Source organism: Kitasatospora sp. GP82, assembly GCF_029892105.1.
Lineage (GTDB): Bacteria > Actinomycetota > Actinomycetes > Streptomycetales > Streptomycetaceae > Kitasatospora.
In genome coordinates, this window is the sequence record NZ_JARZAJ010000023.1 from 52,856 (window position 1) to 78,163 (window position 25,308).

The following is a 25,308-nucleotide window of genomic DNA, read 5'->3' on the forward strand; positions in this document are numbered from 1 at the left end:
GTCACTTGGCCTGGTTGACGGCAGCGTCGATCTCCTTGGCGGTGGCCGCGAGGCCGGCCGCCAGATCGGCCTGCTTGCCGGACTCGTACGCATACCCGAGGTTCTGCATGGAGAGCTGGTAGGCGCCGCCGTTGATACTGGCGGGCGTGGTGCTGGAGTTGGGGTTCTTGGCGATGTCGACGAAGGTCCTGAAGTTGGGATCGGCATCCAGCTTGGGCGAGTTGAGCGCCTCGACGGTGCTGGGCACGTTGTGGATCGCGTTGGCGAAGGTGACCACGGCGTCGGTGTCGGTGGTCAGGTACTTGACGAACTCCCAGGCGGCGGACTGCTTCCGGCTGGTCCGGGCGATGCCGATGATGGTGCCGGTCTGGTAGCCGCGGCCGTAGGTGTCCGCCTGGTCGTCCGGCACCGGGAAGGGTGCGGTGGCCCAGTCGAAGGAGGGCTTGGCCTCGGCCAGCGAGGCGGTGCGCCACTCGCCGTCGATGGACATCGCCACCTGGCCGGTCTGGAACGGGTTCTTGGCGCTGAACTCGTCGCCGAAGCCGCTGCGGTACTTCTCCAGTCTGTCGAAGCCGCCGAGCTTGCCTATCAGGTTCTTCTGCCAGGTGTACATCGCGGTGACCCTGGGGTCGGTGGCGATGTCCGACTTGCCGTCCGCGCCGAAGTAGCCGGCGCCGTACTGGCCCAGGAAGTGCGAGGGGGTGGACTCGTAGCCGTGGTAGGTGGGCATGAAGCCGAGCTGCTTGTAGCCGTCGCCGTCGGCAGCGGTCAGCTTGACCGCGTCCGCGTCGAACTCGCTGAAGGTCCTCGGCGGCGCGGTGATCCCGGCGGCGGCGAAGGCGGTCTTGTTGTAGTAGAGCCCGTAGGCGTCGCCGAGCAGCGGCAGTGAGCACTGACTGCCCTCGAACCGGCTGTACCGGAGCATCGCGGCCGGGAAGGTCCTGGCCGGGTCGATGCCGTCCTTCTTCAGCTGCGGGGTCAGGTCCGTCCACACCTTGGCCGAGCAGAACTTGCCGACGTTGTCGGTGGCGAAGGAGGAGACCACATCGGGGGCGTCCGAGCCGCCGGCCCGCAGCGCCTGCTCGCTCTTGTCGTCGGCGATGTTGCCGACCACCTTGACGTGGATGTTGGGGTGCAGCTTCTGGAAGGCGTCGGCCTCGGCCTGGATCGCTCTGGTCTCGTTGTCCTGGCTCCAGCCGTGCCAGAAGGTGATCGTCACATCCTTGCCGGAGGCCGAATCATCCGTACCGCCGGCCGAGTTGGTGCCGGTGCAGGCGCTGGCGAGCAGGGCGAGGACGGCGCTGCCGGTGAGAGCGGCGACCGTGCGGCGGTAACGGCGATGGGTGCGCATCTATGAGTCCTCCTGGGGGTACGGGGGCAGGCGGCATCGCCCTTCGGCCCGTGCATGGGGGATTGGCAGCGGTACGGCGGAGCCGTCGGGAGGTCAGTGGGTCGTGAAGGCTGCTGCCCGGGCGGCGGCCAGGGCGCGGTGCAGGGCGCCGTGCACGACGGGGGAGTCGGGCACGGTGCTGCAGCGCACCTCGGGGCGGGGGATGGAGACCCGGGTCAGTGCCTCCTGGACGAGCTCGCGCAGCCGTTCGCCGCCCGCCGTCGGAGTACGGCCGGACAGCACCAGCAGCTCTGGGTCGACGACCGAGACGATCACGGACAGACCGACGGCCAGCCGCTCTGCCAGCGTCTCCAGGAAGTGATCGCCTTCGCCGGGCGTCCCCAGCGCGAGTTCGATCGCCTGCTCGGCGGCCGGTGCGCTCAGGCCGTGCTCGGACGCGAGCTCCAGCACCGCCTCCTCGCCGACCAGCTCCTGGAAGCCGCCGGAATTCCTCCGGCGGACGTTGTGGACCACGGGGGCACCGGGCACCGTCATATAGCCGACCTCGCCCGCGCCGCCGGTGAATCCCCGGTGCAGCTGACCGGCGATCATGATGGCGGCACCGACGCCCTCGGCGGCCCAGAGCAGGACGAAGTTCTCGCAGCCCTGGGCGGCGCCGATCGCCTGCTCGGCGACGGCGGCCAGATTGACGTCGTTCTCGATGCTCACCGCCGTGCCGAGGGCCCCCTCCAGCTCTGCCAGCAGCCGGGGGGAGTGCCAGCCGGGCAGGTGCGAGGCGTAGCGGAGCTTGCCGGTGACGGGGTCGAGCGCACCGGGCACACCGATCACGATCTCGCGCAGGCTGTCGGCGGGGAGCCCGGCCTGCCGGACGGTCTCGGCGACGGCCTCGGCGGTCCGCGCCACCGTCGCGGCGGCGGGCCAGCCCTTGGTGGGCACGGTGTGCTCGGCGAGGACGGCACCGGTGATGTCGGCGACGGCGACCCGTACCCGGCCGGTGTCCACATCCAGACCGGCGACGTACCCGACGGCCGGGTTGACCCGGTACAGCTGCGCGTTGGGCCCGGGGCCCCCGGCCGTGGTGCCCACCGCCTGGACAAGGCCGGCGGACTCCAGCCGGGCCAGCAGCTGCGAAGCAGTGGGCTTGGAGAGGCCGGTCAGGCCGCCGATCTGGGTGCGGGAGAGCGGGCCGTGCGCCAGCAGCAGCTCCAGGGCGGCCCGGTCGTTGATGGCACGCAGCAGGCTCGGGGTTCCGGTCAGCGGGATCTGCTTCAGCCCGGGAGTGGGGATCTTGTCGTTCACGTGTCCGATCCTCCTCCGTCCGGGGCGGTCCATGCCGCGCAGGCACCCGAAAGCACTGAACTGTTAGGAAAGTTTCCAATCGCTGAGTAGGACCGTAGGTCCCGCCGCCGGAGGGTGTCAATGACCGGGCGGGCGGTGGATGCCGAAGCGTTACCGGATGTGCGAAGAGCCCCGCTCACCACCAGGTGAACGGGGCTCCTGCCGAACAAGAGGTCAGTCGGTCTGCAACGGGATCGGCTTGGCGGCCAGCGAGCGGGCCGAACTCGGGTCCGCCAGCGCCGAGGGCGCGGCCGACTCCACGGCCGGGACGGCCACCACCGGCGCCGGCTCCTCCTTCAGCCGCACCCCGGCCTCGTCGAAGGCGGTCTTCAGCCGCTGCCGCAGCGCCCGGCCGACCTTCGCCGACTCGCCCGGCGTGGTCCTGGCCTCGACCCGCAGCACCACCGAGTCCGAGGCCACCGACTCCACCCCGAGCACCTTGACCCGGCCCCAGACCAGCTCGTCGTACGGTTCTTCCTTGCCCAGCTGCTCGGCGGTCTCGTGGATCAGCGACTCGACCCGCTCCAGGTCCTCCCGGTAGGCGACCTGGACGTCCACCGAGGCGGTGCTCCAGCCCTGGCTCATATTGGCGATCCGCTTCACCTCGCCATTGCGGATGTACCAGATCTCGCCGTTGCCGCCGCGCAGCTTGGTCACCCGCAGCCCGACCTCCAGCACGGTGCCGGTCGCCACCCCGGTGTCGATCTCGTCCCCGACGCCGTACTGGTCCTCCATGATCATGAAGACCCCGGAGAGGAAGTCGGTCACCAGGTTCCGCGCGCCGAAACCGATCGCGACACCGGCGACACCGGCGCTGGCCAGCAGCGGAGCCAGGTTCACCCCCAGGGCTGACAGCACCATCAGTGCCGCCGTACCCAGAATGCTGAACGAGGCGACGCTGCGCAGCACCGAGCCGATCGCCTCGGAGCGCTGCTGACGGCGTTCGGTGTTCACCACGCCGCTGTTGGCCAGCAGGCCGCCGAGCCGGCCGAACTCGGCCTCGTGCTCCGAGTGCCGGGTCATCCGCGTTATCAACTGCGTGATCAGTTTGCGCACCACCGCCCGCAGCACCATCGCCAGCAGCACGATGAAGACGATCCGCAGCGCGCCCTCGACCCAGCTCTGCCAGTTGGCATCCAGCCAGCTCGCCGCCTGCCTGGTGCTGGTCGACACCTCGCCCGCGCTGGTCGGAAGCCTGAGGTCGAGTTTGGGCAGCGGATCGGGTGAGGGGGCCGCATCGGCGAGAAGGCCGGTGGTACCGGACCGGAACACTTGCGAAGCCTCTTTCCGGGAGGGGACGGTGGATCGGATCCAGCGTAGCCGTCGTCCGACACCCGGACGGACGCCCCGTCAGCGTCCCGTCGGCGCCCCCCGCGCGCGCCGGTGCAGCTCGGGCGCGGGGCCCTGCGATGCATCAGGGCCCGGCAGGGCATACCGGCTATGACGGAGCCCACATCAGGTCCGTTACACAGGAGTGGTGGCGCCCTGCCACGGCGTAAGGCGACACTGGTGGAGATCGCGTTGCAGAAAACGGCGCGATCACCCGCTCGTCCCGGCGCGAGCCACGCGCCGCAGGCGTCCAAGGAGGCATCCGTGCCGCATGTCCTGGTCCTCAACGCGTCCTACGAGCCGCTCGGCGTCGTCTCCATGCGCCGCGCACTCATCCTGGTCCTCAACCACAAGGCAGTCAGCCTGGAGGACTCTGGAGTCACTCTGCACAGCGCCACCAGCGCCGTCACGGCGCCGTCCGTCGTCCGACTGACCCGGTTCGTCCGAGTCCCGTTCCGAGGGCCGGTCCCCCTCACCCGCCGCGCCCTGTTCGCCCGCGATCACGGGCGCTGCGTCTACTGCGGCGCCGCCGCCACCAGCGTCGACCACGTCATCCCGCGCAGCCGGGGCGGCCAGCACCGCTGGGACAACGTAGTGGCGGCCTGCCGCCGCTGCAACCACACCAAGGCCGACCGCCACCTCACCGAACTCGGCTGGCGGATGAAGCGCACCCCGGCCCCGCCCAGCGGCCTGGCCTGGCGCGTCATCGGCACCGGGATCAGGGATCCGCGCTGGCGGCCCTACCTGGAGCCGTACGGCGGGATCGAACAGTTCCGCGAGTACGAGCACCATGACCATACCGAGTCGAGCGGAGCACTCCCGGCGCCACTGGGCCGCTCCCACTCCGTCCATCCCGTCCCCTGCGGTGAGCATCCCAAGCCGGAACCACTCTCCGCCTGACCGACAAGGGCTTGCCCGTCAGATCTCCGGTACGCCTCATGGGCCGCCGACGCACCCCGAGCGGGAGCGCCGGCGGCCCGCCGTTTCCCCCCGTAGCGCAAGTCGCACCCCTCGGGGTGCAGCCTGCTCAGGGGGCGACCGCATAGATCTCGATCCCGTACAGCGAGTAGCCGTACTTGGTCGCCCTGGAGACGCCCTGGACACGCAGGAAGCGGGTGCCGGGCGCGTCGAAGCGGACCGTCTCGGTGCCGCCCTTGCCGTCGTCCACCGAGGCGACGGTCGTCCAGGTGACCCCGTCCGGCGAGGTCTGGACCTTGTAGGCGGAGGCGTACGCGTCCTGCCAGTGCAGCACGGCAGAACCGAGGCGGACCGGCTGCGGCAGCGCCAGCTGCACCCAGGCATCGTCCTGCACGGGCGAGGACCAGCGGGTCTTCGGGTCGCCGTCGTTGACCGCGGACGCCGGGAAGGCCGCCGTCTCGTCGCCCGAGGAGCTCGCCATGCCGGTGGGTGCCAGGTCGGGCCCGGCGGTCGTCGGCACCACGCGCACCTGGAGCACCTGGCGGACCGTCACCTGTCCCGCCGTGTAGGTCACCGGCACCTGGTACGTCCCCGACGGCGTGTCCTTGGCCGCCGCCACCAGCAGCGGCGTGCCCACCTTGCCCCCGCGCGGTACGTTGAGCGCCGCCGCCGGAGTCACGGTCAGCCCCTTCGCCGCCTCCGGAACCTCGCTCTTGAGCTCGCCGGTGGTGCCCTCCGGGAGACCCGCCTCCACCACCGCGCGGGTCTGCACCGGCGCTGCCGCGCCCGCGACCACGTCGAGCGCGCTGTCGGCCAGGCTCAGCCGGGCCGCCGGGACGTCGGTGTACCAGGGGATGATCTGGTTCACCACGGGCGCCTCGCCGCCGGGCGCCCAGGTCAGCCGGATCGCGTCGGCGCTCTGGCCGCCGGCCGGCAGTTCGTTGTAGCCGGGCTGCGCGGTGCCGATCGCCGCCCAGCCGCCCGCCCGCCGGACCTCGACGGTGGCGGTGGCCCGTACGGTCGGGTCGGTCAGCACCGTCACCCGGTCCATCGGACGGGCCACGCCCAGTTCGATGGTGAGCGGGGCGTCGGAGGCCGTCGGGGCGCTTGCCGCCCGGAAGGCGGAGTCGGGGTTGCCGTCCAGTACGGCCGACGGCGAGGAGCCGGGTGCGGCGGCCGGCCCGCCGGTGACGGTCGCCGGGGTGTCGCCCGGCGCCGCCACGGTGAACTCGCGCACCGCGATCGCCGTCTTCTGCCCGGCCGTGGCCCGCAGCCGGACGGCCTTGGCGACCGTCCCGGCCGGTGGCGTGACGGTGACGGTCTTCTGGTTGTGCACCTTGGCCAGCTGCTTCCAGCCGCCCTCGCCGGTCGAGTACTCCAGTACCCCGTCGCGCAGGTAGTCGTCGGTGGCGCTCTGCGCGTCCGGGCCGTCGCCCCAGGAGCCCATCAGCACGGTGACCTGGCCCAGCGGGCGGCCCGCACCGAGGTTCACCCCGACCGAGTCGCCGGTCTGCGGCGGGGCCGAGCTCCAGTAGAAGGTGTCCGCCGCACCGTCCGTCATCAGCGCGGGACCGTGGTCGTACGCGGTACCCAGCGTGGTGGTCGGGGTCAGCGCGCCCGAGCTCACGCCCGACCAGTTGTCCGCCGACCGCACCGCCCGGTCCAGGAAGGGGTCGAGGACGCCCGCGCCGACCGTCGCCCCGCCCGAGGTCAGCTGATCGCGCAGCTGCCGCAGCTGGACCCGGGCCTGCCAGGCGGCCGAACCGTCCCCGCCGCGCTGCGCCAGCAGCATGTCCACGGCAGCCTGCCCGGCCCGGCCGTAGGTGCTCAGCCGGGCCAGCCAGGGTGCGGCGTCGGTGGCGACCGCGTCCAGGGCGAGGGCGTGCTGGGAGCCCGCCATGGTGGTGAAGGCGTCCCGTACGGGGGCCGCTGCTTCGCGCAGCTTGGCGAGGTCGGGCGTGCTGCCGCCGCTCGGCTCCAGCGCTGCCCAGAACCGGTCGAGCAGCGGTGTCAGATAGCCGGACTCGGTCCTGGCCAGCGGGGAGGACTCGCTGTTGCCCGCCAGCGCGGTGAGAGCGGCCAGCCCCGCGCTGTCACCCACCAGCGGGCGCAGCGCGGCCCGCCAGGAGTCGGCGGGACGGTACCCGGCGGGGTTCCAGGCGAAGTCGGCGGCGGTCGCCAGCGGGATGCGGGAGGCCACGGACTGGCTCATCGCGGTCGTGAGCAGGACGGCCGACCTGCTCGCCACGCCGGGGTCGCGCCCGGAGTAGCTGCCGAGGTAGAGCCGGTCCGGGGTGGAGTCGTTGACCGGGTAGCTGTCCAGCGTCATCAGCGGATGACCGTCCAACTGGCCGACCGCGTCGGCGGTCTGGGCATCGGTGATCTTCGCCGGGATCACCGCGCCGCCGCTCCACGCGATCTGTACGCCCTGCGGCAGCTCGGCCGCCAGCGCCGTCCGGTACGGGCTGGTACCCGAGCGCTGGTACTCGGTCGGGACGATCGACAGCGGCGCGAGCTCCGGGTGCCCGGCCATCAGGCGGTCCTGCACCTTGGCGACCACCTGGGCCTGCGCCTTGGCGGCGGCGGCCGGCCCCTTGCCGAAGTTCTTCCGGTCCACCGTGCAGTGCCACTCGTCGTAGCTGACATCCAGGAACTGCAGCTGGAAGGCGCCGAAGCCGATCTCGCGCAGTCCGTCCAGCTTGGCCACCAGCGCGTCCACGTCCCGGTCGGAGCTGAAGCAGAACGACTGTCCCGGGTCGATCGAGTAGCCCAGCGTGACATGGTTGCGCCGGGCCCGGTCGGCCAGCTGCCGCAGCCCGGCGGCCTGCTCCTCGGGGTACGCCTCGCGCCAGCGGGAGAGGCGGTACGGGTCGCCGCCGGGGGCGTAGAGGTAGAAGTTCTGCTTGGAGCGGCCGAGGAAGTCCAGCTGGCTCAGGCGCTGGTCGGTGGTCCACGGGGTGCCGTAGAAGGACTCGGCGATGCCGCGCACGGGTGCCCCGCTCGGCCAGTCCCGGACGCTCATACCGGGGAAGCCCTTGGTGCCGTCGCCCTGGCCCTGTCCCGCCGGGACGTCGCAGAGCAGCTGGCGCAGGCTCTGCGCGGCGTTGAACGTACCGGTCCTGTCCACCCCGGCGAGCACCACCGCGCCGTACGCCCCGCCGCTGGTCGGCAGCTGGCCGGACGTCAGCAGATAGCCGCCGGGCGGGAGTCCGTCGAAGGAGGGGGCGATGGCGTCCTTGCCGCCGGTCGCGGTCGCGAGGTCGCGCAGCGCCCGGTCGGCCGCACCGCCCGCGCCCTCGCCGGGCCCGCCGACGTACACCACCAGGGAACCGGGGGCCGGCGTCTGCGGCTCCTGGGCCACGATGTCGCTTGCCCCGCCCGCGGTCAGCACCTCCCGGACGGCATCCAGGGCGGCGCCGTCCGTGTCGGCGGCGACGGCGAGATAGACGGTCCTCGGAATGCTGACGGCCCGTCCGGAGCTGCGCAGCTCCTGCGGACGGGGGTAGATCTGCGGATCGGCCAGGATGCCGATCCCGTCCTGCTGGGCGCCACCGGCGGCGGTCTGGCCCTGAGCCTGCCCCTGCGCCTGCCCCGCCTGGTCCTGCTGACTCTGCGTCTGGTCCGTCGCCGGCGCGGCATAGCTGGGCGAACCGGCCAGCAGGCCGCCCACCACGGCGGCGGCCGAGAGCGTGGCCGCGATCTGCAGTGCGGTACGGCGGTGTCCCTCGGGCCGGACAGCGCCGCCGACGGTCCGGCGCTCGGCACGCACGGCGGCCAGCAGCGGCTCCGTGCCCTTGAGGTCCGCGATCAGCCGGTCGGCCGCCTTCGGCGCGAGCTGTCGCGCCGTCCGCGCCGTCGCCCGGCGCGCGGCCAGCGCCGCCGGATGCTGCAACACCTCGCGCAGAGCCGCACTGTGCTCGATCTGCTGCCTCAGCCGCCGCCCCGCGAACACAGAAACCCGCGCCTGCACAGCAGCCTCCTCTACCCGAAAAACCCCAGTTCACCGGCCAGGCCGTCACCCCGCCGACCGGCTGCAACACCCTTGAGCCCACCCGCCGCACAGCCCACCAGCTACCTGCTCCGGTGTCAACGCGGCTGGTGCGTATAGATGATATGTCCGTTAGATCCACATGGTAGCCACCCGAACCGGCAGAGTGGATCGGCTCGATCGTGGCAGGACCGCTCCCGGACGGACGGCCGTCTGTTCGAAGTCCCCCGCTCTCGGTGGCCGGTCGGTCATGGGCCCGACCTGGCGGTGTGGCCGATTGGCGGGCGGGTAGGGCAGGTTCACCCGTCCGAAGGTGGGGCGGGTCGTGTCGTACGGGGTCGGCCGGGGCGGGCGCGGGTAGGACTGGGGAGTCCCGTACCGCCTCCTAGACCGCAGGAGTGCAAGAGTGGCCGCTTATCTCGACAGTGCCGCAGCAGGCAGCCCGCAGGCCCCCGCAGAGGACGCGCCGCCCCCGCCGCCGGAGTTGGTGGCGCTGGCGCATGCGCACGGGGTGGACAGTACGTACGACCCGGGCAGTGGTCCGGTGTCGGTGGCGGCGCACACCCTGGTGGCGGTGCTGGCCGCGCTCGGGGTGGATGCGGGTACGCCCGAGGCCGTGCGGGAGGCGTTGGAGCGTCACCGTGCCGAGGTGGCAGGAAGGTTGCTCCCGTCGTGTGTGACGGTCCGGGCCGGGCAGCGGACGGCGCTGGACGTGCCGGCCGGGGCGCGCCTCGGCGTCGAGCTGGAGGACGGCGGAGTGTGGACGCTGCCGGCCGGGCGTTCGCACTGGCTGCCCGCCGATCTGCCGCTCGGGCGGCACCGGTTGACGGTGAGCCTGTCGGGACGGAGCGAGAGCGCGGCGCTGGTCGTCGCGCCGCAGCGGGTGCCCGGGCCGAAGGGCCGCAGCTGGGGCTTCCTGGCGCAGCTGTACTCGGTGCTGTCGGAGCGCTCGTGGGGGATGGGCGACCTCGGCGATCTGGCCGAGCTGGCGAGTTGGTCGGGCAGCGCGCTCGGGGCGGGCTTTCTGCAGATCAACCCCCTGCACGCTGGACGTCCCGGCGCACCCTCCGATCCTTCCCCCTACCGCCCCTCCACCCGCCGCTTCGCCGACCCGGTGCACCTGCGGATCGAGGCCGTCCCCGAGTACGCGTACGCCGACCTCGGTGAACTGCCCGACCGCGGACGGAGGTTGCGCGAGGAGGTGCTGCTGCACGACGGGCTGATCGACCGGGACGCGGTCTGGGCACTCAAGCGCGAGGCGCTGGAGATCCTGCACCAAGTCCCGCGCGGAGTGGGCCGGGAGGCGGCGTACCGGGCGTTCGTGCGCCGCGAGGGCGAGTGGCTGGAGCAGTACGCGACTTGGTGCGCTCTGGCGGACGTGCACGGCAGCGACTGGCGCAGCTGGCCGAAGGGCCTGCGCCGTCCGGGCGCCGGGCAGGTCGCCGCGGCGAAGGCCGAGAGTGCGCAGCGGATCGAGTTCCACCGCTGGCTGGCCTGGCTGGTGGACGAGCAGCTCGGGGCCGCCCAGCAGGCGGCGGAGCAGGCGGGTATGCCGGTCGGCCTGATCCACGACCTGGCGGTCGGTGTGCACCCCGAGGGTGCCGACGCCTGGGCGTGGCAGGACGTACTCGCCGAGGGCATCTCGGTCGGCGCCCCGCCGGACGCGTTCAATCCGCACGGCCAGGACTGGGGACTGCCGCCCTGGCGTCCGGATGCGCTCGCCGCCGCCGGGTACGCGCCGTACGCGGAGCTGCTGCAGGCCTCGGCCCGGCACGCGGGGGCGCTGCGGATCGACCATGTCATGGGCCTGTTCCGGCTCTGGTGGGTGCCGGCCGGGCACCCGCCGACCCAGGGGGCGTACGTCCGCTACGACGCGGAGGCGATGCTCGGGGTGCTCGCCCTGGAGGCGCACCGGGCGGGCGCCCAGGTGATCGGCGAGGACCTGGGGACGGTCGAGCCCGGGGTGCGGGAGGAACTGTCGGCCCGCGGGGTGCTCGGCACCTCGGTGCTGTGGTTCGAGCGGGACTGGCAGGAGAAGGGCGCCGTGCTGCCCCCCGAGCGCTGGCGCGCCGCCTGCCTGGCCACCCTCACCACGCACGACCTGCCGAGCACCGCCGCCCGCCTCAGCGGTGAGCACGTCGAGCTGCGCCACCGGCTCGGCCTGCTGACCCGCTCGCTGGGCGAGGAGCAGGCCGAGGCTGCGGCCGAACTGGCCGACTGGCGCGCCGAACTTGTCCGGCTCGGCCTGCTCGCCGAGGGGGAGAGGCTCACTCCCGAGGCGCTGTACGCCTTCCTGCTCGCGACTCCGGCCGAACTGGTCGGCGTCTGGCTGCCGGACACGGTCGGCGATCCGCGCCCGCAGAACCTGCCGGGCACCTGGGACCAGTACCCCAACTGGCGCCTGCCGATTGCGGATCACTCGGGTCGGCCCGTCACCCTCGACCGGCTGGCCGTGGCCCCGGCAGCCGCCCGGATCGCGGCGGCGCTCGGAAGGCGCACCCCGGCGAGCGAGGGCCGATAAGCGGCCGGTACCTTGGGGAACGTGGACAAGAGGAACGCTTTGCGCGCTGGTGCGGTCACCGCAGCGGCCACGCTGATGATGCTGATGTCGTCGCCCGCCATGGCTCTGACCCGGGACGACGGCGACGACCCGGGTTCCGCCCTGGGCGTGGCCCAGACCCTCGGCCTGTTCGTGCTGGCCCCGCTGGTTCTCTTCGCGATCATCGCCGGGCTGGTCATGCTTCCGTCGCTCGGCAAGGGCAAGAAGAAGTAGCAGTACCGCTTGATCGAGCGCCGTCCGGGACCGCCGGACGGCGCTCGGTCATGTGCGACGCGGCCCCCTCGCGGGGGCCGCGCCTGTATGAGTCGGATGTTGTCGGTCAGGGCTGGCCGGCTCAATCGCAGTTGTTCCAGTAGCCGCTGTTGTCCCACCAGCTGGCCGACCCGAAGCGGTCGCCGTGGTCGCCGCGGTCCCCGTGGTCGCCACGGAAGTCGCCGCCGCCACGGAAGTCGGCGCCGCGACCGAAGTCGCCACCGCGACCGAAGTCACCGCCGCCACGGAAGTCGCCACCGCGACCGAAGTCGCCGCCGCCACCGCGGTCACCGCCGCCACCGCCGCCACCGCGGTCGCCTCCGCCACCACGGTCGCCTCCCCCGCCGCCTCCATCGTGTCCGTAAGCAGGCGCGGCCGACGCTGTGGTGGCCGTGGCCATGGCAGCACCTCCTGCCGCCATCAGACCAATCGCCACAGCGGCCAGCGACCGCTTCATACGCATCGCGCTCATTGTCGAACACCTCCTTTCCGAAGGTCATCGAGCGGCTTTTGGCATGGATAATCCATAGTCCGCCGGGAATTGACCATCCTTCGGACCGGAACAGACGCCATGTAAGCCGCGGTTGGGGCTTGCGCCCTCAACTCGAACTTACCCCCCATTCGGGGGGGACGCGACGCCAAATGGGGGGTATGGGGCACATAAAAAAAGTTAAAAGAGAAATATTAGGTTGACCAAACAGTCGCCCGGGATCGGATGGGTGACGGCCCGTACGAACGACGCCGGCCGCCCGGAAACCCCTGTGGGGTTCCGGGCGGCCGACGCTGTGTCACGTGTCCGAACGGATCAGTGACCCAGGGCCCGAGCGCCCGCCGCGTGGTCGGCGGCCTGGGCCTTCAGTGCGCGCTCGATGCCGGCGCGGGCCTCGACCACCATGCGACGCAGCGCCGGGGCGGGGGAGGCGGAGGCGAGCCAGGCGTCGGTGGCGTCCAGGGTGGCCTGCTCGACCAGCAGGGACGGGTAGAGCCCGGTGATGATCTGCTGGGAGATCTCGTGGCTGCGGGTCTCCCAGATGCCCTTGATCGCGGCGAAGTACTTCGCGCTGTACGGGGCGAGCAGTTCACGCTGGTCGGCCTGCTGGAAGCCGCCGATCACCGCATCCTGAACGTAGTTGGTGAGCTTGTCGGACTCCACCACCGAGGCCCAGGCCTCGGCCTTGGCGGGGGCGGTCGGGCGCGAGGCGCGGCAGCTCGCGGCGTGCTCCTGGCCGGCCGCGGTGTTGTCGCGGACCAGCTCGGCGTCGATCGCCTTGTCGTCGGCACGGCCGGCGGCGACCAGGCGGCCCAGCAGGGTCCAGCGCAGCTCGGTGTCGACAGCCAGGCCGTCCAGCGTCTGAGTGCCGTCCAGCAGCCCTGCCAGCAGGGAGAGTTGACCGTCAGTCCGGGCGACTGCGGCGAGGGTGCGGGCCCAGGCCAGCTGGTGGTCGCTGCCGGGGGCGGCGGTGCGCAGCTGCTGCTCGGCGGCCTCGGCCCAGCGGGCGAGGCCCTGCTCGCGCCAGGCCGGGTCGGCGTAGGCGTTCAGGGCCAGCTGGACCTGGCGCTGCACCGACTGGACCACGCCGATGTCGCTCTCCCTGACCAGGCCGGAGAGGGCCAGCGAGAGGTAGTCGCGGGTGGCGAGCTCGCCGTCGCGGGTCATGTCCCAGGCGGAGGCCCAGCACAGTGCGCGCGGCAGCGAGTCGGTGAAGCCGCCGAGGTGCTCGGTGACCACGGCCAGCGAGTCCTCGTCGAGGCGGATCTTGGCGTAGCTGAGGTCGTCGTCGTTGAGCAGCAGCACGGCGGGCCGGTGGGCGCCGACCAGCTGCGGAACCTCGGTGCGGGGGCCGTCGACGTCCAGCTCGATCCGGTCGACCCGGACCAGACTGCCGTCCTTCAGCTCGTACGCGCCGATGGCGATCCGGTGCGGGCGCAGGACTGCCTCGCCCTTGGCGCCCGCGGGCAGCGCGGGGGCCTCCTGGATGACGGCGAAGGACTCGATCTGGCCGTCGGTGTTGAGGGTGATCTCGGGGCGCAGCACGTTGATGCCCGCGGTCTCCAGCCAGGCCTTCGACCAGGTCTTCAGGTCGCGGCCGCTGGCGTCCTCCAGGGCGCCGAGCAGGTCGGTGAGGCGGGTGTTGCCCCAGGCGTGGGCCTTGAAGTACGCCTGGACGCCCTTGAAGAAGGCGTCCTGGCCGACGTAGGCGACCAGCTGCTTGAGCACCGAGGCGCCCTTGGCGTAGGTGATGCCGTCGAAGTTGACCTGGACGTCCTCCAGGTCGTTGATCTCCGCCATGATCGGGTGGGTGGAGGGCAGCTGGTCCTGCCGGTACGCCCAGGTCTTCATCTGGTTGGCGAAGGTGGTCCAGGAGTTCGGCCACTTGGAGCCGGGGGCCTCGGCCTGGCAGACGGCCTCGGCGAAGGTGGCGAACGACTCGTTCAGCCAGAGGTCGTTCCACCACTCCATGGTGACCAGGTCGCCGAACCACATGTGGGCCAGCTCGTGCAGGATCGTCGCGGCCCGCGCCTCGTACGCCGCATCGGTCACCTTGGAGCGGAAGACGTACTGGTCGCGCAGGGTGACCGCACCCGCGTTCTCCATCGCACCGGCGTTGAACTCCGGGACGAAGAGCTGGTCGTACTTGGGGAAGGGGTAGGCGAAGTCGAACTTCTCCTGGAAGTAGTCGAAGCCCTGCTTGGTGACCGCGAAGACCTTGTCGGCGTCCAGGAACTCGCGCAGCGAGGGGCGGCAGTAGACGCCCAGCGGGACGTGCTGGCCGCCGTTCTCGTAGGCGTCGAAGACACCCACGTACGGGCCGGCGATCAGGGCGGTGATGTAGGAGGAGATCCGCCCGGTCGGCTCGAAGTGCCAGACCTGGGTGGCGCCTTCGCCCACCGGGGTCGGGGTGGGGGAGTTGGAGACCACGACCCAGCCCTTGGGGGCGGTCACGGTGAACTTGAAGGCGGCCTTCAGATCGGGCTGTTCGAAGGAGGCGAAGACCCGGCGGGCGTCGGGTACCTCGAACTGGGTGTAGAGGTAGGTCTCGCCGTCGACCGGGTCGACGAAGCGGTGCAGGCCCTCACCGGTGTTGGTGTAGGCGCAGTTGGCGACGACGCGCAGCTCGTTCTCCGCTTCGAGGGCGGGTAGCGAGATACGGCTGTCGGCGAAGTTCTCCAGCGGCAGCGCCTGGCCGTTCAGCACGATCTCGGTGACGCCGGGAGCCACCAGGTCGATGAAGCTGCCGGCGCCGGGGGTGGTGGCGGTGAAGCGGACCACGGTGGTGGACCGGAAGGTGCCGCCCTCGCGGGCCGAGCTCAGGTCGAGCTCGATGTCGTACGCGTCCACGTGGAGAAGCTCGGCCCGGGTACGGGCCTCCTCACGGGTCAAGTTGGTGCCAGGCACTCGCAGGACTCCTTCGTCAGGCATGGATGCCTGGCATCCTCCCATGCCGCACCCCTCGGCCGGTGTGCATATTCCTTGGCAGGGAGGGAGGCTGAGCTGAGGTTTCACAACGATCCGGGTTCAGCCTTGACGCGGCATCGGGCTGGTGGCCGAGCATAGGGTTCAGAAGTTGAAACGAATGGCTGGTTGAGGGATCGGCACCCGAGGGTGACGACCTCCGAGGCCACAACGGAGCTCCGCCGCAAAGGCGCGGCAGGGGCGGGGACGGTCGAGTCCCCGAGCCCTGGAAGGGTGAATCATGTCGATGGACACACCGGGATCGCAGTCCTCACTGCACCGGGCAAACCTCGAACGGGTACTGCGCGCGGTCCGGATGGCCGGCTCACTGACCCAGGCCGAGATCGCCCGGAGCACGGGGCTGTCGGCGGCCACGGTGTCCAACATCGTCCGGGAACTCAAGGAGGGCGGCACCGTGGTGGTCGCCGACACCTCCTCCGGCGGCCGCAGGGCCCGGAGCGTCTCGCTCAGCGGGGACGCCGGGATCGTGGTCGGCGTCGACTTCGGCCACACCCACCTGAGGGTGGCGGTGGGGAACCTGGCGCACCGGGTGCTCGCAGAGGAGAGCGAGCCGATCGACGTCGACGTCTCCGCCCAGCAGGGTTTCGACCGGGCCGAGGCGCTGGTGGAGCGGCTGCTCGCGCAGGCCGGGTTCCGCGCCGACAAGGTGATCGGGGTCGGCCTCGGTGTGCCGGGCCCGATCGACGTGGAGACCGGGGCGCTCGGCTCCACCGCCATCCTGCCCGGCTGGACGGGGATCACCCCGGGCCGCGAGCTCTCCCAGCGGCTCGGCATGCAGGTGCACGTGGACAACGACGCCAACCTCGGCGCGCTGGGCGAGCTGGTCTGGGGCGCCGGGCGCGGCCTGAGCGACCTGGCCTACATCAAGGTGGCCAGCGGCGTCGGCGCCGGACTGGTGATCAACGGTCAGATCTACCGGGGTCCCGGCGGCACGGCAGGCGAGATAGGACATATCACCCTGGACGAGGCGGGACCCGTCTGCCGCTGCGGCAACCGGGGCTGTCTGGAGACCTTCGTCGGCTCGCGCTACCTGCTCAACCTCTTGAACGCCAACCATCCGGGTGAACTGACCCTGACCAAGGTGGTCCAGTTGGCCCAGGAGGGCGATCTGGGCTGCCGCCGGGTGATCGCCGACGCCGGACGGCAGATCGGCACCGGTGTCGCCACCCTGTGCAACCTGCTCAACCCGCGCCGGGTGATCCTCGGCGGTGACCTCGCCGAGGCCGGTGAACTGGTACTTTCGCCGATCAGGGACTCGGTGGCCCGGTACGCGATTCCGAGCGCCGCCCGCCAGCTGTCGGTGGTGCCCGGCACGCTCGGCGGCCGCGCCGAGGTGCTCGGGGCACTCGCCCTGGTCATGAGCGAAATGGGCGAATCGGGCGCTATCCGACAGTCCGGTCTCTCGGTGGCGGGGCACCTCTGAGGCTTCAATAGATATCGAGGGGGCGCGGCCGGGGCCGATTCCGGGGCTGAATGGTCTCGGCTACGCCTTCAGGAAGATAACGAAAGGGTTCGGATCGTCGGTCTTCCGGTTTTACTTATTGACGGCAAGCGAGGGGGGCGGGTTGACTCCTTTCACCTCGCCGCAACGTTGCGGCTCTGTCAGGGAGGCACCCCCCACCATGAACGCAATGATGCGTCGCGCGGTCGTCGGCACCGCCGCTGTCTCGATGGCTCTCACGATGGCCGCCTGTGGCAAGGCCGGTGGTGACAAGAAGGACAGCGCCGCCTCGGGTGACACCAAGTCGATCGGCCTGCTGCTCCCCGAGAACGCTTCCTCGACCCGTTACGAGTCGTTCGACAAGCCGTTCATCGAGGCCAAGGTCAAGGCGCTGTGCAGCGACTGCGACGTCAAGTACAGCAACGCCGAGGGCTCTGCCTCGAAGCAGAAGCAGCAGTTCGACACCCTGATCGCGCAGGGCGTGAAGGTCATCATTCTGGACGCCTTCGACGCCAAGTCCACCCAGCAGTGGGTGAAGGAAGCCGCTGACAAGAACGTCAAGGTCATCGCGTACGACCGGCTGGCCACCGGCCCGGTCTCCGCGTACGTCTCCTTCGACAACGAGAAGGTCGGCGAGCTGCAGGGCCAGGCCCTGGTCGACGCGCTCGGTGCCAAGGCCGCCGACTCCAATGTCGTCATGATCAACGGTGATGACGCCGACCCGAACGCCGGTCAGTTCAAGTCCGGTGCGCACAAGGTGCTGGACAGCAAGGTCAAGAAGGTCGTCTACGAGCAGTCCGGTCAGTGGCAGCCCACCGTGGCCGGCCAGAAGATCGGCGCCGCCATCACCCAGCTGGGCAAGGACGGCTTCCAGGCCGTCTACTCGGCCAACGACGGCATGGCCGCCGCCATCGTCACCCAGCTGAAGGCCGCCGGTATCACCGTCCCGGTCGGTGGCCAGGACGCGGGCCTCGACGCCATCCAGCGCATCGTCGCCGGCGACCAGGCGTACACCATCTACAAGGCGTACAAGCCGCTCGCCGACAACGCCGCCGAACTCGCCGTCGACCTGCTGCAGGGCAAGGACATCAAGTCCGTCGCCACCGCCACCGCGGACAGCGACACCGACAAGGGCATCCCGGCCAAGCTGCTGGACGCCAAGGTCGTCACCAAGGCGAACATCAAGGACACCGTGATCGCCGACGGCCTCTACAAGGTCGCCGACATCTGCACCGCCGACTACGCCGCCGCCTGCAAGGCCGCGGGTCTGCAGTAACCGGCCGTCCGGCTCGGGCGGCGTTCCCCGATCCCCCAGGGGACGCCGCCCGCCCTGCGCGGCGTGCAGAACTACCGCCGCGCCCCGTTCATTCATTTCTCGCACAATCCCTTCGCGCCCGGGTCGGCGCGCGGCAGGCCGTGCCACCGCCACCTTGAAGAGCCAGCGGCACGGAACGAAGGAGTTGGTTCACGTGACAGGCGCACCCGTACTGGCGTTGCGCGGGGTCTCCAAGCGCTTCGGCGCCGTCCAGGCGCTCACCGACGTCCACCTCGAGGTGAACGCCGGTGAGGTGGTCGCCCTGGTGGGCGACAACGGCGCAGGAAAGTCCACGCTGGTGAAGACCATCGCGGGCGTCCACCCGATCGACGAGGGCGCAATCGAGTGGGAGGGCAAGCCGGTTGACATCAACCGGCCGCAGGCCGCCCAGGCGCTCGGGGTCGCCACCGTCTACCAGGACCTCGCGCTCTGCGACAACCTCGATGTGGTCGGGAACCTGTTCCTCGGCCGTGAGCTGCGCCGCTTCGGCACGCTCGACGAGGTCGCGATGGAGAAGCGCGCCAAGGAGCTGCTCGACACCCTGTCGATCCGCATCCCCAGCGTCCGGATCCCGATCGCCGCGCTCTCCGGCGGTCAGCGGCAGGTCGTCGCCATCGCCCGTGCCCTGGTCGGCGACCCGAAGATCGTCATTCTGGACGAGCCCACCGCCGCACTCGGCGTCGAGCAGACCGCCCAGGTGCTCGACCTGGTCGAGCGGCTGCGCGAACGCGGCCTCGGCGTGATCCTGATCAGCCACAACATGGCCGACGTCAAGGCCGTCGCGGACACCGTCGCGGTGCTCCGGCTCGGCCGCAACAACGGCGTCTTCGAGGTGGCCACCACCTCGCACGAGGAGATCATCTCCGCCATCACCGGCGCCACCGAGAACGCCGTGACCCGGCGCCAGGCACGTCTCGCGGAGGAAGCGAAGTGACCACCGACCCGACCACCACCGCCACCGAAGAGGCCCCGGCCCCGGCGGTAGCGCCCGCGATCGACCCGCGACTGCTGGTCCGCGAAGCCGGATTCGCCGGCTATCTCTCCGAGTTCAAGCGGAAGATGAAGAGCGGCGACCTGGGCTCCGTCCCCGTCGTGCTCGGCCTGATCCTGATCGCGGCCATCTTCCAGGGCCTCACCGGAGACTTCCTCAAGGCCGACAACCTCACCAACATCACCAAGTGGATCGCAGGTCCCGGGCTGATCGCGGTCGGCGTGGTCTTCGTCCTGCTGCTGGGTGAGATCGACCTGTCGCTCGGCTCGCTCGCCGGTGTCTCGGCCGCCATCGCGGCCGTGCTGTCGGTGCGTTCGGGCGTCAACGAGTGGGCGGCCGTGCTGATCGCCATCGCCGCCGCCCTCGCCATGGGCGCCCTGCACGGCTTCTTCTTCGCCAAGATCGGCGTCCCGGCCTTCGTGGTCACCCTGGCGGGCATGCTCGCCTGGAGCGGTCTGCAGAACTACGTCCTCGGGGACAAGGGCACCGCGAACGTCCTCAACGACGGTGTCATCGCCAACCTGGACACCTACTTCCTCGGCGACGGCGACGTCATCTACGCCTGGCTCTTCGCCATCCTGGGCATCGTGCTCTTCGGCGCCGGCCAGGTGCTCGACCACCGCCGTCGCACCGCCGCCGGACTGACGGCCCGCCCGATGAGCGAGATCGCGCTGCGCACCGGAGTGCTCGCGGTGATCGCCCTGGCGGCGGCGTACACGCTGAACCAGGACCGGGGTCTGCCGCTGCCGCTGGTGATCTTCCTCGCGGTCGTCGTCATCACCGACTTCGTGCTGCGCCGGACCGGCTACGGCCGCCAGGTCTTCGCGGTCGGCGGCGGCGTCGAGGCGGCGCGCCGGGCCGGTATCAACGTGGCCTGGGTGCGGATCTCGGTCTACATGATCGCGGCGGGCATGGCGGCCCTCGGCGGCCTGTTCATCGCCTCCCAGCAGGGTTCGGCCGACAAGATGCTCGGCGGCGGCAACGCCCTGATGAACTCCATCGCGGCGGCCGTCATCGGCGGCACCAGCCTGTTCGGCGGCCGGGGCAAGACCTGGTCGGCACTGCTCGGCATCCTGGTGATCCAGTCGATCATCACCGGCCTGGACCTGGTCCACGTCAACCAGGCCATCCAGTACATGATCACGGGCGCGGTGCTGCTCGGTGCGGTCGTGCTGGACTCGGTCTCCCGGCGGACCCAGAAGTCGGCCGGCAGAGGCTGACGCGGAGCTCGCCGGGACGGGCCGTGGGTCATACCGACCCACGGCCCGTCCCGTTTCTCGCTCGACTGTCCGAAAACCTCACTGTGTACGGGAGTTGAGGCTGGGCATACTGCCCGCTGACGGGGTGTGAGGGGGCGCGTCGATGGTGCAACAGGATCCACCGGGCAGCGGCGAGGCCGAGCTGCTTCCCGAACCGTTCTGGACGGCCGACCGGGCGTCGGTCCAGGGGCAGCAAAGAACCCTCCGCTGGTACCGGTGGCAGATCCTGCTGCTGGTCGCGGCGGCGGTGGTCAGCGTGCTGCCCGGCTCGGGCGGCCACGGCGGCACGGATGCCACCCCGCTGGTCTCGGCCGCAGCCTTCCTGGGGGCCGGCTACTTCTGGTACCGCCTGCGGAACACCAATCCGCAGGGGCGCTGGTACGAGGCGCGGGCCGCCGCCGAGTCGGTGAAGACGCTGGCCTGGAAGTACGCGGTCCGGGCACAGCCCTTCGAGGGCCCGGCCGAGTCGCTGGAGGCGGAGAGCCGGTACCAGCTACAGGTGGCCGATGTGCTGAAGGCGTTCGAGGACCCGGAGATCGTGCCGCCCGGGACGCAGCCGGAGATCACCGAGGAGATGCGGCAGCTGCGGGCCTCGGCGCTGTCGGCCCGGCGGACCAGGTATCTGCGGGCACGGGTGGACGGGCAGCGGATCTGGTACCGCTCGCGGGCGGAGGCGTGCGAGTCGCAGGCGGTGTCCTGGGGGCTGGCGACGGTGTCCCTGATGATCGTCGGAGGAGCGGCGGCGGTGGCCCAGGTGGCGGGCGCGCTCTCCGTGCAGGCCTTCGGCGCCTGCGCGGCGGCGGCAGCGGCGGTGATCGCCTGGACCCAGCTCAAGCAGCTCCGGCCGCTGGCCTCGGCGTATCTGCTGGCGGCCAGGGAACTGGAGATCGTCTCCGGTCAGCTGTCCACGATGGACCTCAACACGCCGGACGCCGAGGCCACTTGGGCCAAGCTGGCGGCCGACGCGGAAGAGGCCGTCTCCCGCGAACACACCACCTGGCGCGCCCGCCGAGCCTTCCCCCGCTGAGCACGCCCCTCCAGGGGGTGCGAATCAGCAGGCGCGCGCGTTCAACCCGGGAACCGGCCGGAGTGGGCACCCTTCAGAGCCCCGCGCTCCTGGGTCGCTGCCCGCCCTGGCCCGTACCGTATTCGGGTTGAACGCGCAGGCCAGGGGCTCGGCCCCGGGCGGGCGAGCGGGTGCTGGCGGGGCGGTAAAATCAGTCCCTTGGGCTTCAACGGGCGGAAGGGGCACGGCCCGCCGCAGAAGTCCGAGTTGTGGACATTAGACTCGACCAGCCGGGCACGAGGGAACTCGCCGAGTGCGTCGGCGAAACGGGCAGCGAGGCCCGTCGGGCCCGGTAAGGGCCTGAGACCCTTTGAACGAGGAGGAACGGGTGGCCCTGCTGACCCGCATTCGGGGACCGCGCGATCTCGACCGGCTCACTCCGCCGCAGCTGGCCGCGCTGGCCCAGGAGATCCGCAGCTTCCTGGTCGAAGAGGTCTCCAAGACGGGTGGTCACCTCGGGCCCAACCTGGGTGTGGTGGAGCTCACCATCGCGATGCACCGGGTCTTCGACTCGCCGCGCGACCGCATCCTCTTCGACACCGGTCACCAGAGCTACGTCCACAAGCTGCTCACCGGCCGCCAGGACTTCTCCCGGTTGAAGATGAAGGGCGGCCTCTCCGGCTACCCGTCCCGCGCCGAGTCCGAGCACGACGTGATCGAGAACTCGCACGCCTCGACGGTGCTCGGCTACGCCGACGGCCTGGCCAAGGCCAACAAGATCCAGGGCCACAAGGACCGCCCGGTGGTCGCCGTGATCGGTGACGGCGCGCTCACCGGCGGTATGGCCTGGGAGGCGCTCAACAACATCGCCGACTGCAAGGACCTGCCGGTCGTCATCGTCGTCAACGACAACGAGCGCTCGTACTCGCCGACCATCGGCGGCCTGGCCAACCACCTCGCCACGCTGCGCACCACCCAGAACTACGAGCGCTTCCTGACCTGGGGCAAGGAGGCGCTCCAGCGCACCCCAGTGGTCGGCCAGTCGCTCTTCGACACCCTGCACGGTGCGAAGAAGGGCCTGAAGGACTTCATCGCCCCACAGGGCATGTTCGAGGACCTGGGCCTGAAGTACATCGGCCCGATCGACGGACACGACCTCCAGGCGCTGGAGTCCGCCTTCACCAAGGCGCGCGGCTTCGGCGGCCCGGTGATCGTGCACTGCCTCACCGAGAAGGGCCGCGGCTACCACGCCGCCGAGCAGAACGAGGAGGACCGCTTCCACGCGGTCGGTGTGATCCACCCGGAGACCGGCCTGCCGATCAAGAGCTCGGGCAAGGACTGGACCTCCGTCTTCGGTGAGGAGATGGTCGCGCTCGGTCGTGAGCGCAAGGACATCGTGGCGATCACCGCCGCGATGCTGCACCCGGTGGGCCTGGCCCCGTTCGCCAAGGCGTACCCGGACCGGATCTTCGACGTGGGCATCGCCGAGCAGCACGCCGCGGTCTCGGCGGCAGGGCTCGCCACCAACGGTCTGCACCCGGTGGTCGCGGTCTACGCGACCTTCCTGAACCGGGCCTTCGACCAGGTGCTGATGGATGTCGCCCTGCACAAGCTGGGTGTCACCTTCGTGCTCGACCGCGCGGGCGTCACCGGCACCGACGGCGCCTCGCACAACGGCATGTGGGACATGTCGATCCTGCAGGTCGTCCCCGGTCTGCGGCTCGCCGCGCCGCGTGACGCCGAGCAGGTCCGCGCCCAGCTGCGGGAGGCCGTCGAGGTCGGGGACGCGCCCACCGTGGTCCGCTACTCCAAGGGCACGGTCGGCCCCGCCGTCCCGTCCCTGGGCCGGATCGGCGGTATGGACGTCCTGCGCGAGAGCGCGGAGCCGAGCGGCGACAAGCGCGCCGATGTGCTGATCGTCTCGGTCGGCGCGATGGCCACCATGTGCCTGGAGGCCGCCGAGCTGCTGGCGGCCCAGGGCATCACCTCCACCGTGGTGGACCCGCGCTGGGTCAAGCCGGTGGACGCGGCCCTGCCGGGCCTGGCGGCCGAGCACCGGATGGTCGTCACGGTCGAGGACAACGGCCGGGCGGGCGGCGTCGGCTCGGCGATCGCCCAGGCCCTGCGTGACGCGGACGTGGACCTGCCGCTGCGTGACTTCGGTATCCCGCAGGAGTTCCTCGACCACGCCAAGCGCGAGGAGATCCTGGCCGAGATCGGACTGACCGCCCCGGACATCGCCCGCAAGGTCACCGAGGCCGTGGCCCGGCTCGACCGGGTGACCGTCGAGGCCTGACGGCCGCCACGGACGCGTGACCAAGGACACATCGCCCTCGGTTCGATGACGGCCGATCGGGAGACGATCTGTCACGTGCCTGTCGGATGATCTGACTGAAAGGCGGGACCGACACCACCGGCGTCGGTCCCGCCGGGTAGTTTGTCATCTGTGCTTGACTCCCCCACGCGCGCGGCACCGGCCGGCCGCCTGACCGACCGCCTCAGCCGGCGGCTCTCCGAGCGTGTCCGCACGGGGTACTGGACCAGAGTGGTCCCGGTCCTCGCCCTGCTGGCGGTGGTCACCCACATCCCCTCCTTCCTGCGCCCGGTCTGGAGCCCCGACGAGGGCTATCTGGCCACCCAGGCGCGAATGCTGGCCGACGGCGGCGTGCTGTACGACACCGTGGTGGACCGCAAGCCCCCACTGCTGCCCTGGCTGTACGAGGCGTGCTTCGCGGTCTTCGGATCGCTCTCGCTCTGGCCGCTGCGCACCCTGGCGATCGTGGCGCACCTGATCACGGCCGTCCTGCTGGCCTCGCTGGCCCGCGGCCGCTGGGGCAACCGCGCGGGGGCCACCGCCGGGGCGCTGTATCTGCTGGTCTCCATCGGGCTCTCCCCGGAGGACACCCAGGCGGCGACCTTCGAGGTCTTCATGCTCCCGGCCATGGTGGCCGCCTTCCGGTACGCGGAGCGGCGGCGCTGGCTGGCGGCCGGGATCGCGGTGGCCCTCTGCTCGCTCACCAAGCAGACCGGCGGCGCGGTGCTGCTGCCGGTGCTCTGGATGCTCTGGCAGGACGCCCGGCAGCGCGGTGTGGCCTGGCGGCCCGCCCTGGCCAAGATCTGCTTCGGCTTCGCGCTGCCGATAGCGCTGGTCGCGGTGATCCTGACCAAGCCCAAGGGCTTCCTGTTCTGGGTGGTCACCGGCAGTGGTGACTACGCCTCACTCGGCGGGGCCTGGCTGCAGATGCTCGGCCGCGCGTTCGGCAACGCGGGCATCCTGCTGGTCGCCGGCCTGGGCTTCCTGGCCCCGGTGGGCCAGCGGCTCTGGCTGAAGTACCGGGGCCGTCCGGTGGCCTCGCCGGTCGCCGGTGAGGCGTACGGATCGACCAACGACCTGTGGGTCTGGCTGCTCTCCTCGGTGATCGCGGTGAGCACCGGCTTCCACTTCTTCGGCCACTACTACCTGCAGTTGATGCCGCCGCTGGTGCTGCTCGGGGTGGGTGCGGTGAGCACCTCGGCGATCCGTTGGCGGCCGGTGCTGGTGTACACCACGGTCGCGGCGACGGTGTTCTGGGGTCTGGGGATGTTCTGGCCGGGCCAGAAGCTGACCCACACCACCGAGGTCGCCACCACGGTGGCCGAGCAGACCACGCCCAAGGACACCGTGCTGATCTGGGGCATGCACCCCGAGCTGTACTGGCTGGCCGACCGGCGTCCGGTCACCCGCTATCTGACGGCGGGTTTCCTGACCAACTTCAGCGGAGGCAAGGACAGCAGTCAGGAGGTCGGCGAGAAGTACAGCGTCAGCGACGCCTGGCAGACCTTCGATCAGGAGCTGTCCAAGGGGCTGCCCGAGGTGGTGGTCGACGACTCGGGCCGGGCCCCGTACCAGCCGGTGCTGATCCCGCGGATCGAGAGCCTGCTGGACAGCAAGTACGAGGTGGTGGCGGTGAACGCCGACACGGTGATCTACCGCCTCAAGAAGTGAGGGCGCGCGGCCGCCCCGAGGGCGGTCCGCAGCCGGGTGATGGTGCGTATCCGATCCTTGGCAATGCCGTATTCAAGAGGACACCCAAGCCCGGTAATCT

At 71.0% G+C, this 25,308-nt stretch carries 16 protein-coding genes; 10 read left to right on the plus strand and 6 right to left on the minus strand.

Annotated features, from left to right (window positions below; all coding sequences use genetic code 11):
• Position 1 precedes the first annotated feature (1 nt).
• The 3 genes from P3T39_RS23880 to P3T39_RS23890 form a co-directional block, all read right to left on the minus strand.
• Entirely contained in the window at positions 2–1,351 is a 1,350-nt protein-coding gene (locus P3T39_RS23880; RefSeq protein WP_280700831.1) for an ABC transporter substrate-binding protein, read from the minus strand.
• A 93-nt stretch (positions 1,352–1,444) separates the two neighbouring features.
• The gene (locus tag P3T39_RS23885; protein ID WP_280700833.1) at positions 1,445–2,650 is read right to left on the minus strand and encodes an ROK family transcriptional regulator; all 1,206 of its coding nucleotides are present in this window, start codon (positions 2,648–2,650) and stop codon (positions 1,445–1,447) included.
• A 213-nt stretch (positions 2,651–2,863) separates the two neighbouring features.
• Entirely contained in the window at positions 2,864–3,961 is a 1,098-nt protein-coding gene (locus tag P3T39_RS23890) for a mechanosensitive ion channel family protein (protein WP_280700835.1), read from the minus strand.
• Between the two features lie 321 nt (positions 3,962–4,282).
• On the opposite strand from P3T39_RS23890, the gene P3T39_RS23895 reads away from it, so the two are divergent.
• Positions 4,283–4,918, plus strand: a complete 636-nt coding sequence (locus P3T39_RS23895) for an HNH endonuclease (RefSeq protein WP_280700837.1) — start codon at positions 4,283–4,285, stop codon at positions 4,916–4,918.
• Between the two features lie 127 nt (positions 4,919–5,045).
• Here P3T39_RS23895 and P3T39_RS23900 read toward each other — a convergent pair whose 3' ends face one another.
• Positions 5,046–8,906: a beta-N-acetylglucosaminidase domain-containing protein gene (locus tag P3T39_RS23900; protein ID WP_280700838.1), complete on the minus strand. Its 3,861-nt coding sequence runs from the start codon at positions 8,904–8,906 to the stop codon at positions 5,046–5,048.
• 424 nt (positions 8,907–9,330) lie between these two features.
• Here P3T39_RS23900 and malQ point away from each other — a divergent pair, with 424 nt between their 5' ends.
• Together malQ and P3T39_RS23910 are read left to right on the plus strand one after the other, a co-directional pair.
• The gene (gene malQ, locus P3T39_RS23905; RefSeq protein ID WP_280700840.1) at positions 9,331–11,445 is read left to right on the plus strand and encodes a 4-alpha-glucanotransferase; all 2,115 of its coding nucleotides are present in this window, start codon (positions 9,331–9,333) and stop codon (positions 11,443–11,445) included.
• 21 nt (positions 11,446–11,466) lie between these two features.
• On the plus strand, positions 11,467–11,697 hold the full coding sequence (locus P3T39_RS23910; RefSeq protein ID WP_280700842.1) for a hypothetical protein: 231 nt from the start codon (positions 11,467–11,469) through the stop codon (positions 11,695–11,697).
• 121 nt (positions 11,698–11,818) lie between these two features.
• On the opposite strand, the gene P3T39_RS23915 is transcribed toward P3T39_RS23910, so the two are convergent.
• Both P3T39_RS23915 and pepN read right to left on the minus strand, forming a co-directional pair.
• On the minus strand, positions 11,819–12,136 hold the full coding sequence (locus P3T39_RS23915; RefSeq protein WP_280700845.1) for a hypothetical protein: 318 nt from the start codon (positions 12,134–12,136) through the stop codon (positions 11,819–11,821).
• 405 nt (positions 12,137–12,541) lie between these two features.
• The gene (gene pepN, locus P3T39_RS23920; protein WP_280700847.1) at positions 12,542–15,133 is read right to left on the minus strand and encodes an aminopeptidase N; all 2,592 of its coding nucleotides are present in this window, start codon (positions 15,131–15,133) and stop codon (positions 12,542–12,544) included.
• 304 nt (positions 15,134–15,437) lie between these two features.
• Between pepN and P3T39_RS23925 the strand changes: the two genes are divergently transcribed.
• From P3T39_RS23925 to P3T39_RS23955, 7 genes are all read left to right on the plus strand, one after another.
• Positions 15,438–16,634, plus strand: coding sequence for an ROK family transcriptional regulator (locus P3T39_RS23925; RefSeq protein WP_280700900.1), 1,197 nt, complete (start codon positions 15,438–15,440; stop codon positions 16,632–16,634).
• A 199-nt stretch (positions 16,635–16,833) separates the two neighbouring features.
• Positions 16,834–17,928, plus strand: a complete 1,095-nt coding sequence (locus P3T39_RS23930; protein ID WP_280700849.1) for a substrate-binding domain-containing protein — start codon at positions 16,834–16,836, stop codon at positions 17,926–17,928.
• 184 nt (positions 17,929–18,112) lie between these two features.
• Positions 18,113–18,901, plus strand: coding sequence for an ATP-binding cassette domain-containing protein (locus tag P3T39_RS23935; protein ID WP_280700851.1), 789 nt, complete (start codon positions 18,113–18,115; stop codon positions 18,899–18,901).
• Positions 18,898–20,178: a sugar ABC transporter permease gene (locus tag P3T39_RS23940; protein ID WP_280700853.1), complete on the plus strand. Its 1,281-nt coding sequence runs from the start codon at positions 18,898–18,900 to the stop codon at positions 20,176–20,178. Before P3T39_RS23935 ends, P3T39_RS23940 begins: the two co-directional genes overlap by 4 nt.
• A 142-nt stretch (positions 20,179–20,320) precedes the next feature.
• Positions 20,321–21,244 carry a DUF4231 domain-containing protein gene (locus P3T39_RS23945; RefSeq protein ID WP_280700855.1) on the plus strand — a complete coding sequence of 308 codons (924 nt, stop codon included), beginning with the start codon at positions 20,321–20,323 and terminating at the stop codon, positions 21,242–21,244.
• Positions 21,245–21,611: 367 nt separating this feature from the next.
• Positions 21,612–23,519 (plus strand): 1-deoxy-D-xylulose-5-phosphate synthase, encoded by a 1,908-nt coding sequence (gene dxs / locus P3T39_RS23950; protein ID WP_280700865.1) that lies wholly within the window; start codon positions 21,612–21,614, stop codon positions 23,517–23,519.
• 150 nt (positions 23,520–23,669) lie between these two features.
• Positions 23,670–25,208: a glycosyltransferase family 39 protein gene (locus P3T39_RS23955; RefSeq protein ID WP_348534382.1), complete on the plus strand. Its 1,539-nt coding sequence runs from the start codon at positions 23,670–23,672 to the stop codon at positions 25,206–25,208.
• Positions 25,209–25,308: the final 100 nt, after the last annotated feature.

Excerpts from the sequence above, each read along its gene's own strand:
- P3T39_RS23945 (WP_280700855.1), top strand. The coding sequence starts at position 20,321 with ATGGTGCAACAGGATCCACCGGGCAGCGGCGAGGCCGAGCTGCTTCCC.
- P3T39_RS23880 (WP_280700831.1), bottom strand. The coding sequence starts at position 1,351 with ATGCGCACCCATCGCCGTTACCGCCGCACGGTCGCCGCTCTCACCGGC.
- P3T39_RS23925 (WP_280700900.1), top strand. The coding sequence starts at position 15,438 with ATGGACACACCGGGATCGCAGTCCTCACTGCACCGGGCAAACCTCGAA.
- P3T39_RS23915 (WP_280700845.1), bottom strand. The coding sequence starts at position 12,136 with ATGGCCACGGCCACCACAGCGTCGGCCGCGCCTGCTTACGGACACGAT.
- P3T39_RS23930 (WP_280700849.1), top strand. The coding sequence starts at position 16,834 with ATGAACGCAATGATGCGTCGCGCGGTCGTCGGCACCGCCGCTGTCTCG.